Genomic DNA, 12,736 nt, shown 5'->3' with positions numbered 1-12,736 from the left:
TTCGAGGCTTTTATTTTCTTAAAAATTCAACTGCATGGTAATTCCTGCGAAGAATGTATCTTTTCCTGTTCCCGATGCTTTTATGTATTCTCCGGCATCAAACCATGTACTTTCAAAACGGAAATACAAAAATGGATTGGGCTGCCAGATGAGCTCAGTTTCCAGCTGGTTTCCAATTTTCTTATTCGTTGTTGTATCGCCCGGATAAATTAATAATGTATTGGGACCATATATTCCGTCGTTGGCACTGTACCGCCAAAACATGTCGTAATCAATAATCCAATCGATATTTTTACTTAGCTGTAAGCTTATTCCCGGGTGAAAATCAATAAGATTTGAAGGACCAATTACTGAAGCTAATCCGAAATAACCGCCGCGTGGAAATAACGGGTTAAAGGTTTGCAGCTGCTTATCCCCCATTTGTTTGTCTCCGCTTATAGCTTCGGCTTTAAACCCCAGTTCGGGATGAAATTTTACCGAATTAAAACGATATCCAATATTGATAGAAGCCGTCCATGCCGATATGTCTTTTGATATAAAATCTCCAAACTGATAAAGTGCTTCGCCATCATAACGCCAATTTTCGGTTTTTCCCCAAATACGGGTTCCAACAGAATGTCGTTCTTCTTTTCCAAAACCATCATTAAAAGTTGCTTTTGTTCTTTCGTATCCGAAATAATAGACATCGATATTTTTAATAACAGGAACTTTGTTAATTACAAAATAACTTCCCCAAAATTGTCTGTCTTTATTGGACGAATCATCAAAAATTCCATCGTGAGCAACCACAAAATGACTGTAGAAAAAGTCTCCCGAAATATTGTCTTTTGAAGTTATAATCTTCACAGCATCAAAAGACTGACGATTGTTTGGACCGTCTCTTACGGCAACCAAACGCTGAGAACCATATGTAAGTTCCTGTCTTCCGGCTCTTAGAATAAGCTTTTTACTTTTTTCGTTTATGAAATTAAAATCGGTGAAAGCCTGGTGCACTTCCAAAGGATTCTGATCTACGGGACTTGGATCAATTCTACTGTCTGCCAAACTACTTTGTGTTTGTGCAAAAACCCTAAAAAATCTTCCGGCATGAAAATCGGCATGAAACAAATATCTTGATAAAATATAGCCGTCACTGTCCTGCGGGTCGTCTCCCCAATTTTCGTTTTCGGCATAGAAATATTGAAATCTCACACTTCCGCCAAAACTTATATAATGTTTTTTTGAATGGGAAAGCGGTAAAAATTTCATTGTTTTATACCAATTGTCTTTTACAGTATCATTTTTAAGGAAACTATAATTTTCATCATACCGAAGTGATTTAAAATCCGGATACTGCTGGCCAAAACAAGATATTGAAATCAACAAAAACAAAAATAAAATTGTAGTTTTCATAATTCTTATTTTTAAGCATTTACAAATAATCGACATTATTTTGAACTATTTTGTTTAATGTCTTTGTAAGCATTTGGAATATTAAAATTGAAATGAAGCCAATTAAAAAGTTCATAACCTTTGTCAAACTCTTTCATTTTAACCTCAGTTTTGGTTTCTTCTAAAGTAAGTCCCTTTTTAACGGCATTTTCTACATTGGCTTTTAAAGCTTCAACATAGTCAATGGTATATTTTATTCCGGCTTTATTGGTAATTCGGCCGTGACCGGGAACAACAATATCATTATCACCAATCATATTGTAAATCTTATTGAGGTTATTTACAGGTTCGAGAAAATAACCGTCAAAAAGCCACGGAATTGTCGGGCTTTCGGCAATAAAAGGATTTCCTGCCCAAAGAACATTTCCTGCGGGTGATTTTAAATACACAAAAAGATCTGCCGGAGACTGCGCCGTTCCTACATTTATAACCTCAACGATATTTCCTCTTCCCATATCAATTTTCATATTTTGATTGATTGCAATGGTAATATCTGCAGGACGATAAACGCTTTCTTCAATTCCTCTTTCTTTACCAAAAAGCATAATCATAAACTGTTTTATGTTTTCGTAATTTTTAGATAGGTTTTCTTTGCAGAATTCGTTTTGAATAATAATTGTTTCTTTTGGAAGCAGATAATTTCCAAAACAATGATCGCCATGATCGCTCGTATTTATGGCATAAACAATCGGTTTATTTGTTACGCTTCTGATTAATTTAAAAAACTGATCGTAAAGCCTTTTACTCAACAAGGTTTCAATTACCAAAACACCTTTTTCGCCCACAATAAATCCTGCAGAAGTGGCTTGTGCTATACCTTTTGTAGTTTCGGTTTCGACGGTTGATGGCGAAACTACATATATGTTTTCAGATATTTTATGGAGTTTTAAGGTTACTTTATTGGCATCCCAAATTGGCACATGATCCGGCATAGGAAATTGGGCGTAAGCAATTGTATTACTCAGGACTAACAATATTATTATTGTTAATCCTGAAATTATTTTTTTAGATTTCATTTTCTAATTTTTCTAATAAAATTATTTTGAAGTAAAAAAGGCTAAAAGATCTTTTTGAACCTGAGCTGTGTTTTCCTGAACTAACCAATGTCCGGAACCAGCAATTTTAGATTCAGTAACATTTTCGGCAACTAATTTAGAATGGTCTTTAAGAAATGCTGCCGCAAAATATTCTCCCCCCATTGCCAGCAAAGGCATTTTTAGTTTTGTTTTGGCAAAAACCAAATTGTCTTTTCCGTCCTGAGGGAAATTTGCAAACCATTTAAAACTTGATTTTGCGCCATCTTTAGTCGCATAAGCTCTAATAAATTCTGCTGTTTCTTCTTGTGTAAACGGATTTTTAACATGACCTACAATTGGCCAGAAATTAGTCAAAAACTCTTTTTCTTTTCCGGCAACAATATCTCCGGAAGCTGGCCATCCAAAAAAACCAAACCACCATGCTGATGCCGAAACCTGAGACCAAACTGGTTCTATTCCCGGAAGAAGCGCATCCATTAAGGCTAGTTTTTTAACTTCATTTCCGTATTGTGCCGCATAAGCGTATGCCACCATAAGCCCGATATCGTGTCCGGCAAGATTGATATTATTATAACCGAGTTTTTTTACTAATTCGTGAATATCCGCTGCCATTGTTTTTTTGTCATAACCTCCTTCAGGTTTATCAGATTCGCCTACTCCTCGTAAATCTGGCGCTATAACAGTAAAATGTTTAGAAAGTTCAGGAAGCAGACGATTCCACATATACCAGTTTTGTCCAAAACCGTGAACTAAAACAAGTGGTTCGCCTTTACCGCCAATTACGTAATGAATATTAACTCCATTTACTAAAGCGGTTTGATGTTTAAAATTTGATGGCGGATCTGCTGGTTTTACTGAAGCTGTTTCTGCTGAAACTGCAGGTTCTTCGGTGGTTTTAGCCGGTTCTTCTTTTTTATTACAAGAAGCAATTGAAAATAAACTGATTATTAACAGGCCTAAAAATGTTTTTACTGCCCATGAATTCTGGTAGAAAATTGGTTTCATAATTTTAAAAATTTAATTGTTGGTAATTTTTATGATTTTGATTCTTTAATAAAAAAGTAAAAGGCTAAAATGATGCCTTTATTTACAAACTTCGTATTACCAATACTTTAGCTAAATTTTCAAAATTATTTTAGTTACTATATTTCGCTATAGCTAATATATTAGTGGCGATATAGCGATAATGAGGTTAATTTGGATTTTTATCTGAAGCGTTTTAAAACTAATTCAGATATAAAAAAAGAGCTGTTACAAAAGTCTCTGCAGCCGCTATTTTATATAAATTTTGTCCCGTAAAAACATTTCATCGATAGAAAAATTATATTGTTACCATTGTTTACGTCCCGTAAATGCGATTGATTTCTATTTTTCTACCAATGAAACATTTCTAACAGAATTGATTATTTATGTGTCTACGCATTACTGCTGTCTAAATCATATTTTGGTTTATTTTTTCGATCGTAAAAAATTATAAACCCAATCCATATTGCCAGCAAAACTACTATCAATATAAGTTCTGTTTGATGTAAACCATTTCTAAAAAAATTATTTAAAGAATGAACTCCGGCTACAGCCAGTAATGAGCTTGTTTTGTTATATATTTTTCCGATTCCCCAGGTGCCAAAAAAGATAATTCCCAAGAAAATTAAATTACTTGCGGTCATTTCTAGATTAAGATGCCAGATAAACCAAAGAAGTCCGATTATTAAATTGGCATATAATGTTCGAAGCGGTTTTAGTTCTTCCTGTAAAAAGCCTCTCCAGCCAATTTCTTCTAAAAGTCCGTATACTAAAACGGTAAACATTAATAATATTGGAAATTTACCTTCAATGAAATAATATACTCCGGCTATTAAAAATGCTGGTAAAATCCAATAAACAGCAAAAGGCAAAACTATATTAGTATAAGTTCCTTTTAATGAAAACTTATTAGGCAGAGAAAATATTGTAACTGCTGCAATTGCACCCAAAGCCGGGCCAACGCCACGAAGCAGGATTACTAAATATCCGTTGCTGATTCCAGACAGTAGATCGGTTTTAACAGCTGCATATCTGCAAATAATGGCAATGATATAAAAAACTGCAATTGCCCAATAATTAATTTTACGTTCCATAAGTAAGTTGTTTGATTAGTTGAACAAACTTAGGAATTGAAACTAAAAATAAAATTGACTTTGGGTAAGAAATTACCTCTCTGTAATTCTTCTTCTAATTCGGCTTAGACTTTCGGCAGTTAAACCGAGATAAGAGGCAATAATTTTTAAGGACGTACGCTGTAATATTTCTGGACTAGATTCAAGAAGTTTTAGATATCGCTGTTTTGGAGTTAGTGTCAAAAGGTTTATCTGTTCCTGCTGCTTTCGTATGTAGAGCATTTCTGAAATTGCTTTTCCGACTCTTAAACCAGTTTCTGAACGGTTGTAAAGTTCATTAAGGTCTTCGTAACTTATCGACCACAAAATGATATCCTCTAATGCTTCGACTTTTATAACAGTTGGCTGCTGATTAAGAAAAGAAAGATAATCACTTATAAAATTATTTTCATACAAAAGATTGATACATATATCCCTGCTTCCATCCCAGACAAACAATCCCGCCGAACCTTTTACAATGATATTAAGATGTCTTTCTATATCATTATACTTTTTTATAATTTGAGATTTGGCAAATTCCCTGACTTTTATCTTTTCAGAGAATCCTTTCCAAATATTGCTGTCTGCAGGATAATAACGATCAAAAATTTTCTTTACTTTTTCTGGTGATGGATTTTGGGGCATATATGTGGTATTGGTTTATAAAAACCAAGTTACGAAACAAAAAAAGGTTCACAAACTATTCTATAAAATTATGTGTTAAAATCACACCTTTAAAATTTTACAAAAATCATAAAAACCTGTGAATTATATAATTACAAAACTTTTAAATGTAAATTAATCCTACATAACAGTAATACATTTACAATCTCGAATTATCTAAAATGGAGAGCATAAAAATAACCCTAAACGATACTAACATGAATTTTGAAGAAAGAGAAAATTACCGTCAATATGACCAGGATTTTCAATATGACGAAACGAAATTTAGAAGACAAGAATCAAATTCTTTTTCTTTATACGATTCAATAACTGTGTGCGGCGATCTGGAAAATCAGTATTTCAGAGGCAAATGTAATGCAACTGCCTGGGACGATGAAGAATTAGATGACAACATTGATGACGAAAACGAATATTATGATGACGATTCTCTGGAGAGCATCGATCGTCCGTTATAAGTTTTCTAACCTTATACAATTATAAAAGCTATCTGAAAAAAACAGATAGCTTTTTTATTTTACCAGCCATAGAATTTACTTTATTTAAAAACGGTAACCGCATCGGTTAGGTTTTGGTTTAAAATAAAATCTACAATAAAATCTTTGACTTCATTTCTGCTTTCTACTGCAGTTTCAAAAGAATTGATATGATATTCATCATCCTGATCTAATATATGTATTATTTCAGTATAGCCTTTGGAAATTAAACTGCCTTTTAACTTAATTACATTAAACTGCTGACGTCCGTCTAATTCTTTACGTACTTTTAGTTTTATAGCTCGTTCCATATATTAATTATTTAAATTAATTCCTTAACTATTTCTTTATCAAATATAAACATTCAGAATTTTAAGACAACAGAAATCAGAACACTAGTTATCAACTGTTTATCAGCATATTATCAACAATTAAAAATTATTATAAAGAAAAGGGATTATCTTTTATTAATGCGTTTAATTAATTTAACTAGGATTTATCTGCATCATTCTGCTATAATCTTTAGAATATTTATCAGGATCTGCAGCTGCGTATTCGTTCTCCGGTTCCGGAATTGTGTGGATTTTAGAATCACTTATCGATATAACTGCCGAGCACACATAAATTCCAATTTTACCTTCATTATATCTAAAATCTAACAATGTCAGCTTTACAATTTCATTTATCGAAAGTTCATAATAATTTCCGTAGCGGATAATTTTAAAATAAATTTGTTTGTTCTCTCCTATTTCAAATTGATTGGTTTGAATATTTTCAAAAATGAAATTATTCTTAACGTCTTTTTCATTAAATCCCCAGGCTCTAAACTGTACAAAGCCATTCATGAAATCTATAGAAATATAATATCCGGTTCCTTCTTTATCACACTCAATTACAAAACCGGTTTTTCCCATACCTTCAACTGCAAGAGTTCCTTCCCATACAAAATCCATTGAAGGTTTTTCGAAACAATAAATTTCATAACCGCTTCGGCAGCCAAATTGCCATTTATTTTCATTTTCTTCAATAAACTCTGCAGTTGGATTTCCCAAAACTGGTAAAGGCTGCGGAAGGTCTTTTTGTAAAATGGTTTTCTGATAGAGCTTTTCCCAGAAATAATAAGTCTTTAATAAAAGTCTACCGCTTTTATCGATATCGAGTTCTTTTGGCGGCGGAATAACACGGTGTGTATTGACATTTCCGTCGGCAAAATAAAAGTTATAAACCAAAAAATGTTTACCATCTTTAACCACACGTGCGGCATAATTGCCTTGCGGAAGTAAAACATTGTTATGAAAAGCACAATATTCTCCACGAAATTCCGACGCAGACCAATAACGTACTTTAACATCTTCCCTAATTGATCCGAGTAAATAATGTGTTCCTTTGATTTCTATAACACACGGACATTCGACATCATCATAAACATATGGAAAATGAAGCGGTTTTTGCAAAACAAAACCTTCCTTTTCTCTTTTGGCAACACCTATACAGCCTCTTCTGTATATAGGTCCCGATGCACTTCGCGCGCAGATTAAGAGATAATCTTCTCCTTCATAAGTATATTTAAAAGGATCTCTAAAACTTATCCATTGCCGCGGATTATTTGAAAAACTTTCATAATGCGGTGCTTCACTTTTAAAAGGCAAACCTTCAAAATTTTCTTTTTCCCAATGAATTAAATCGGATGAAACTGCTCTTCCTATTTTTTGTTCAATTCCTTTATCCTGACGCTTTAATCCGGTATAGTACATTTCATAACCTTTCTTGTCTGATCTTTTGCTCACATGCATCGTCCATAACATATCATCGTCCCATTCGCCGGGATCGCCAACAAAAAGAGCATTTTTTACCCTTTTCCACGAAAGTCCGTCTTTTGAAACCGCATGCGCAATATAATCATGATTGGGAATAATCAAATGAAATAAATGATGAATTCCTTTTTCGCCTATAAATACATCAACATCTCCAATTTCCCAATTGCTAAATCCTGAACCTGAATACATTTTATTACTTATTTAATTATTTTATAATATTTTAATCCTTCCAAAATTCCTTCAGAAGCCGATGTTTTGGCCACATAAATGCTTTTTGTTGTTTCATATTCTGCAAGTTCTGCGCTTCGGTTTCCTACGATAATTCCTTTTACAGGACCTCGAAACATATCAACATCATTTCCGGAATCTCCGGCGGCAATAACATTCGATAATGAGATATTCCATTTACGGCACAAAAACTTTATGGCATTGCCTTTTGAGGCCCGTTTGGGTATAAAATCAAGATACAAACCGTGACTCGGAATAATATTTACTTTATACCAGCCCGTTCCCAAAACCCTGATTAATTCATCGTGATCGTAATGTTCTTTTTCGTAATAATAAGAGATTTTATAAGGATTCTGAGCTTCTTCTTCCTGAAGTTTCATCCATTTTATTTCTTTTAAGCGTTCTGCGATATCATCTCTTTTCCAACGTCCTGAAAGGAATTTTGCCCAGCCTTTGTCCAGAATATAATCTTTTCCGTTTGTGTAATAAATCTCTGTTCCGACAGAACAAATGATAAAATCCGGAAGCGGAAACTGTTCTTCGTCAATTACTTTTTTAACCAAAGTTAAATTACGTCCCGATGCCATGGCAAAAGCCATTTTATCAGTACGATTACTTAAATGCTCTTTTAATTGTTTCAGCCCCGGATTATCTAATTTTGGTTCAATCAGGGTTCCGTCTATATCCGAAACTAAAAGATTTTCAATTTTTCTTTTCAAACGGTCAATATTAATATTCGGATAATGCTGTTTTTTTATTCCGGCTCCCGATGAAAGTGATAAATTCTCTTTAACCAATTCTACATACTGATTTACATGGCTTAGCCAGCTGTAATATTTTTGAATATTTATAGCGCCGTTATTAGAATAATATTTCCACTGATTTTCATCTGTCAAAATACGTAAAAGTGCTTTTTTGATTTGATTTTCATCCTGCGGATTAACTAATTCTCCGTTTTGGCAGACAGGAATAATTTCTGATGGTCCGCCATTTTTGGTAACCACAACAGGAAGTCCTGAACTGGCAGATTCTATAACCGTTAAACCAAAATTTTCATGCAAGGCCAGATTTACAAAAACACCTCTTTTTTCTGCCGCATAACGATAAATAATCGAAACTTCATTTTCGACATCGTGTTTCTTCGGAATTGCCATTTTTCCGTACAAATCGTATTTATCCATTAACAACAGCAAATCGGTTAAAACATCTTTTTCAGATTCTGGCATTTTGGCAATATCTTTACGAATACCTGCAAAAATCACCAAATTGGCAATGCTTTGTAATTCTTTGTCTTTGCCATAAACATCTATAAGTGTATGAAGGTTTTTGTGACGATCTGGTCTGGAAAGTGCCAGAATAAATGGTTTATGCGGATTGGTAAGAAATTTTGAAATAGTCTCAGAAACCCAGTATTTTCGTTGTGTTTCTTCTAAATGCTTATCATTATCCGCTTCCTGAAAATAATAAGGAACAAACTTTCTGGTATCAATTCCCGGAGAAATCGCGTGGTATTTTGCCAATCCGAAATTTTTATAGGCTTTATAGGTTTCTATTTCCTGTTCGGTCGAAGTAACAATAAATTCAGAAAGTTCGAGTGTTTTTTCTTCGGCAGCAATTCTGGCTTTAAACTTAAATTTTTTTTCCAGTTCTTCTTCGGTTTCACCATTTTCTAAAAGTTTTTTCTTTTTATAAAACCCCAAAGAATGTCCTGTGTGAGCAAAAGGAATATTGAGAACGGCTGATAATTCTGCTGCAGCATAACCCGCATCGCCATAATGAGAATGAATCCAGTCGGGATAAATATTATGCATTTTTATATGCTGCATAGCGCCGTTTACAAAAGTGTCAAGCCCTTCCCAAAGCTGTTCTTTTGATTTATATTTTTTTCCAAGAAACGGAATTCTTCTTATATCTAATTTATCATTGATAATTTCAACCGGAACAGCATATTCTGGAGAAAGGGCCGGGTCATCAATTAATCGGGTAAACAAATGAACATGTTCTACATCTTCATGCTGGGATAAAAATTCAGCAAGTTCATAAACATATTTCGTTTGTCCGCCATTATCTGCATCTCTTCCAATTTCAAGTCCCGATCCCTTTAAAAGTCCATGTATGTTTATAATTGAAATTCGTAATTTTTTCATCATTCTTGATTATTATTTGAAAACCCAATTTACAGAGCTCACAAAGATTTTGACGAAATAATTACAGTTTTAATTTACATATTTCCCACGTTTAAAAAATGTAATTGAAATTAAGATCCTGAATTTAAAATAGCAGGTAGAATATATTCTTTTACAATTTTCTCTGCCTGAGGATGTCCATAAGGTTTATTATATGCTTTTGAAGTAATGATAATAACCAAAGGAAGTTCTTTAAAAATTATAAATTGATTACCGCCGTTTCCTGCACAATAAAACGTTTCATATTTTTTTCCTTCAAATTCAACTGTTTTATTCCAAAACAAATAGCTGTAAAACTCATTTTTTCTTTCCGGAATTTGAATTTGTCTTGTAAAGGTTTTAGCTATCCATTGTTTATTTAAAACCTGTTTACCATTCCATACACCATTATTTTTATACAATTGTGCGTATTTAGCATATTCCAAAGAAGTCATTTGTAAACTTCCGGCTGTATTTGGCACTTTTTGCGGCGTATACTGCCATTGATAGTTGGTAATATTTAAAGGCTTAAAAAGTTTTTCCTGAGCAAATTTCTCCAAACCTTCGGGAGTAGATTTATTCAAAATATCTCCAAGCACAACAACCCCGGCTGTAAAATAATCCCATTGACCACCGTTTGTTTTTGTTTTGTCCATAGGAAGATCTAAAGCAAATTTTACCCAATTTTCTGTCGGATACATGTTATCCTCATTTCCAGGAGAATCTCCATTCATGTCAGATCCTTCAAAAGCAGAACTCATCGTAAGAAGGTCTTTTATTTTTATACTGTCTTTTTTAGGTTCATAATTATTGAACTTTTTTAAATCATAAAATGTACTCAAAGTCTGGTTTTCATTATTGATAAAACTATCCTGAATAGCAATTCCCATTAGAGTCGAAGTAAATGATTTTGCTGCCGACCGCGTATCGTGAAGCGTATTTCTGTCAGCGTCGTTAAAATATTCTTCGAGAAGCAGTTTACCATCGTGTATAACGACAAGGCTGGTAATTTCTTTTAGATTATAATTACCAATTGCCGTATTCAATTGTTCAATTTTCTTTTTATTAAAAGTTTTATTTGAAATTTCCCAATCGCTTCCGGGCTGAATCTTTTGTACTTCAATTTGTTGTTTAGATAATACGATTGGCTTTATAATTAATTTTATCTGACCTTCGGCAATTAATTTTCCCGTTTTTACTGCTCCGTTTTCTTCTTCTTTAATATACGGTCTAATTTCGATTTTTAGTTGATGTTCACCTTCTGTCAAAGCCTTGTCTCCGCCATTATTCTTAAATCGTTCCCACATGTACATTGCCCACCAGTCTTCGCCTTTTGAGCTTGTGAGCGGAACTCTAAAAGTTGTTGAGGTATTTTTATTTCCTCCAGATCCAAAATTGCATCCGTGGTGAATATTTTCTGTATAAATCAATTTACCGTCAACATAAAATGCAAATTGAAGATTTCCGTTTTTTAAAAGAATTTCTGCAGGAAGCCCGGGCGCTAACTGATGCAGATAATTTACCACAGAATTATCCATAAAGACCCTGATATTCAAATCGGATTTGTATTTGAGTTCAAAAGATTTTAATATATCTGAATTTTTATATTGATCCAGCGGAATATTTCCGTTCATGAAAGTTATTTTACCAATATTGGTTTTATGAATGTTATAAACAATTGTATCAGTTTTATACAAATCATTTTGAGAAGTAATTTTACTGCAGATAGATATTACAAGAAATAATAGTAATCGTGTCATTATTTAATTTTTATGATATTGAAAAGCAAAACTAGATTGTTCCATTCACTAAAAATTGTACAGAATTAACATTTGCAATTATTTCTTAAAAAGTATTCTTTTATGTTCTGAAGGATTCAGATCGTTCATTTCTCTAAAACATCGGTTAAAATGACTTTGATCTGAAAATCCACATTGATAAGCAATTTCGGTAAAAGACAGTTTTGAGAAAGACATCAGCGAAAGCGCTTTTTCGACTTTTAATTTTCTAATATATTCTCCCAGATTACAATGAAAATATTTAGAAAAATCTCTCGATAAATGTATAGGATGAATGTTTAATATCGAAGACAAATATTCTAAGGAAAGGTTTTCTGCAAATTCCTCATGTAGAAGTTCATCGAGTGTTGTTACCCATTTTGGCTTTTTGTCTTGTACAGATTTAAAAGTATCCTGCAATTTCGAAATTATTTCAAGCAGTAAAATTTGAGTAGGAAGATCTGGACTGGTTTCTACTTTTGAAGCACGAAAAACTTTATACATCAATAGTTTAATATCAGGGTTTAAAATTTTACTGCTTCCTTCAAGACTTTCACTGTTCAAATTCAAATTATCAAACCAGTGCTTTTCTATTTCAAGATGAAAACCTCTTGTAAATCCTTCTGGTTTTATATTATAATGTGCGTCCTGCCAATTATGAAACAACATACTTCCCGCCTTACAATTGTAAACCTCTTTTTTATTTCCTTCGATAACATTTCCCTGAAGAATAAAAGTAAAATAAGCATGTTCGTGATAATGCCAGTCGACTTTTGGATGCGTGTAAACTGTATCAGTAAGAGTAATTCCGTCTAAGTAAATCGTCTTATTGGTATCTCCGTAAAATTCACCCTTTTTTGAATGTTTCATAGTATTGGAAATTTCTATTTACAGCACTTGGATTTCTACAGTCTAATGTAAGTGATTTTACATGAGAATTATACAACATTAATAAAAAATTATGTAAATGAATTTTATTGCATAATCA

General features: G+C 33.1%; 11 protein-coding genes. 1 reads left to right on the top strand and 10 read right to left on the bottom strand.

What is annotated here, in order from left to right:
- Positions 1 to 18: 18 nt before the first annotated feature.
- From BUC29_RS18210 to BUC29_RS18190, 5 genes are all read right to left on the bottom strand, one after another.
- Positions 19 to 1,392 (bottom strand): alginate export family protein, encoded by a 1,374-nt coding sequence (locus BUC29_RS18210; protein ID WP_073417598.1) that lies wholly within the window; start codon positions 1,390 to 1,392, stop codon positions 19 to 21.
- 35 nt (positions 1,393 to 1,427) lie between these two features.
- Complete coding sequence (locus tag BUC29_RS18205) at positions 1,428 to 2,447, bottom strand: MBL fold metallo-hydrolase (RefSeq protein WP_073417597.1); 1,020 nt, start codon at positions 2,445 to 2,447, stop codon at positions 1,428 to 1,430.
- 21 nt (positions 2,448 to 2,468) lie between these two features.
- Positions 2,469 to 3,473, bottom strand: coding sequence for an alpha/beta fold hydrolase (locus tag BUC29_RS18200; RefSeq protein WP_073417596.1), 1,005 nt, complete (start codon positions 3,471 to 3,473; stop codon positions 2,469 to 2,471).
- A 410-nt stretch (positions 3,474 to 3,883) separates the two neighbouring features.
- The gene (locus BUC29_RS18195; RefSeq protein WP_073417595.1) at positions 3,884 to 4,585 is read right to left on the bottom strand and encodes a CPBP family intramembrane glutamic endopeptidase; all 702 of its coding nucleotides are present in this window, start codon (positions 4,583 to 4,585) and stop codon (positions 3,884 to 3,886) included.
- 72 nt (positions 4,586 to 4,657) lie between these two features.
- Positions 4,658 to 5,248 carry a Crp/Fnr family transcriptional regulator gene (locus BUC29_RS18190; protein WP_073417594.1) on the bottom strand — a complete coding sequence of 197 codons (591 nt, stop codon included), beginning with the start codon at positions 5,246 to 5,248 and terminating at the stop codon, positions 4,658 to 4,660.
- Positions 5,249 to 5,448: 200 nt separating this feature from the next.
- Here BUC29_RS18190 and BUC29_RS18185 point away from each other — a divergent pair, with 200 nt between their 5' ends.
- On the top strand, positions 5,449 to 5,742 hold the full coding sequence (locus tag BUC29_RS18185) for a hypothetical protein (RefSeq protein ID WP_073417593.1): 294 nt from the start codon (positions 5,449 to 5,451) through the stop codon (positions 5,740 to 5,742).
- A gap of 80 nt (positions 5,743 to 5,822) precedes the next feature.
- Here BUC29_RS18185 and BUC29_RS18180 read toward each other — a convergent pair whose 3' ends face one another.
- From BUC29_RS18180 to BUC29_RS18160, 5 genes are all read right to left on the bottom strand, one after another.
- Positions 5,823 to 6,071, bottom strand: a complete 249-nt coding sequence (locus BUC29_RS18180; protein WP_073417592.1) for a hypothetical protein — start codon at positions 6,069 to 6,071, stop codon at positions 5,823 to 5,825.
- Between the two features lie 174 nt (positions 6,072 to 6,245).
- Positions 6,246 to 7,766: a glycoside hydrolase family protein gene (locus tag BUC29_RS18175; RefSeq protein ID WP_073417591.1), complete on the bottom strand. Its 1,521-nt coding sequence runs from the start codon at positions 7,764 to 7,766 to the stop codon at positions 6,246 to 6,248.
- An 8-nt stretch (positions 7,767 to 7,774) separates the two neighbouring features.
- Positions 7,775 to 9,955 carry an HAD-IIB family hydrolase gene (locus tag BUC29_RS18170; RefSeq protein ID WP_073417590.1) on the bottom strand — a complete coding sequence of 727 codons (2,181 nt, stop codon included), beginning with the start codon at positions 9,953 to 9,955 and terminating at the stop codon, positions 7,775 to 7,777.
- A 107-nt stretch (positions 9,956 to 10,062) separates the two neighbouring features.
- Positions 10,063 to 11,730, bottom strand: coding sequence for a serine hydrolase domain-containing protein (locus BUC29_RS18165; RefSeq protein ID WP_073417589.1), 1,668 nt, complete (start codon positions 11,728 to 11,730; stop codon positions 10,063 to 10,065).
- 78 nt (positions 11,731 to 11,808) lie between these two features.
- Complete coding sequence (locus BUC29_RS18160) at positions 11,809 to 12,618, bottom strand: helix-turn-helix domain-containing protein (RefSeq protein WP_073417588.1); 810 nt, start codon at positions 12,616 to 12,618, stop codon at positions 11,809 to 11,811.
- Positions 12,619 to 12,736: the final 118 nt, after the last annotated feature.

It is taken from the genome of Flavobacterium defluvii (assembly GCF_900129555.1).
Classification (GTDB): Bacteria; Bacteroidota; Bacteroidia; order Flavobacteriales; family Flavobacteriaceae; genus Flavobacterium; species Flavobacterium defluvii.
The sequence above is the reverse complement of the archived record's forward strand: the minus strand, read 5'-3'. Positions and strand labels throughout refer to the sequence as shown.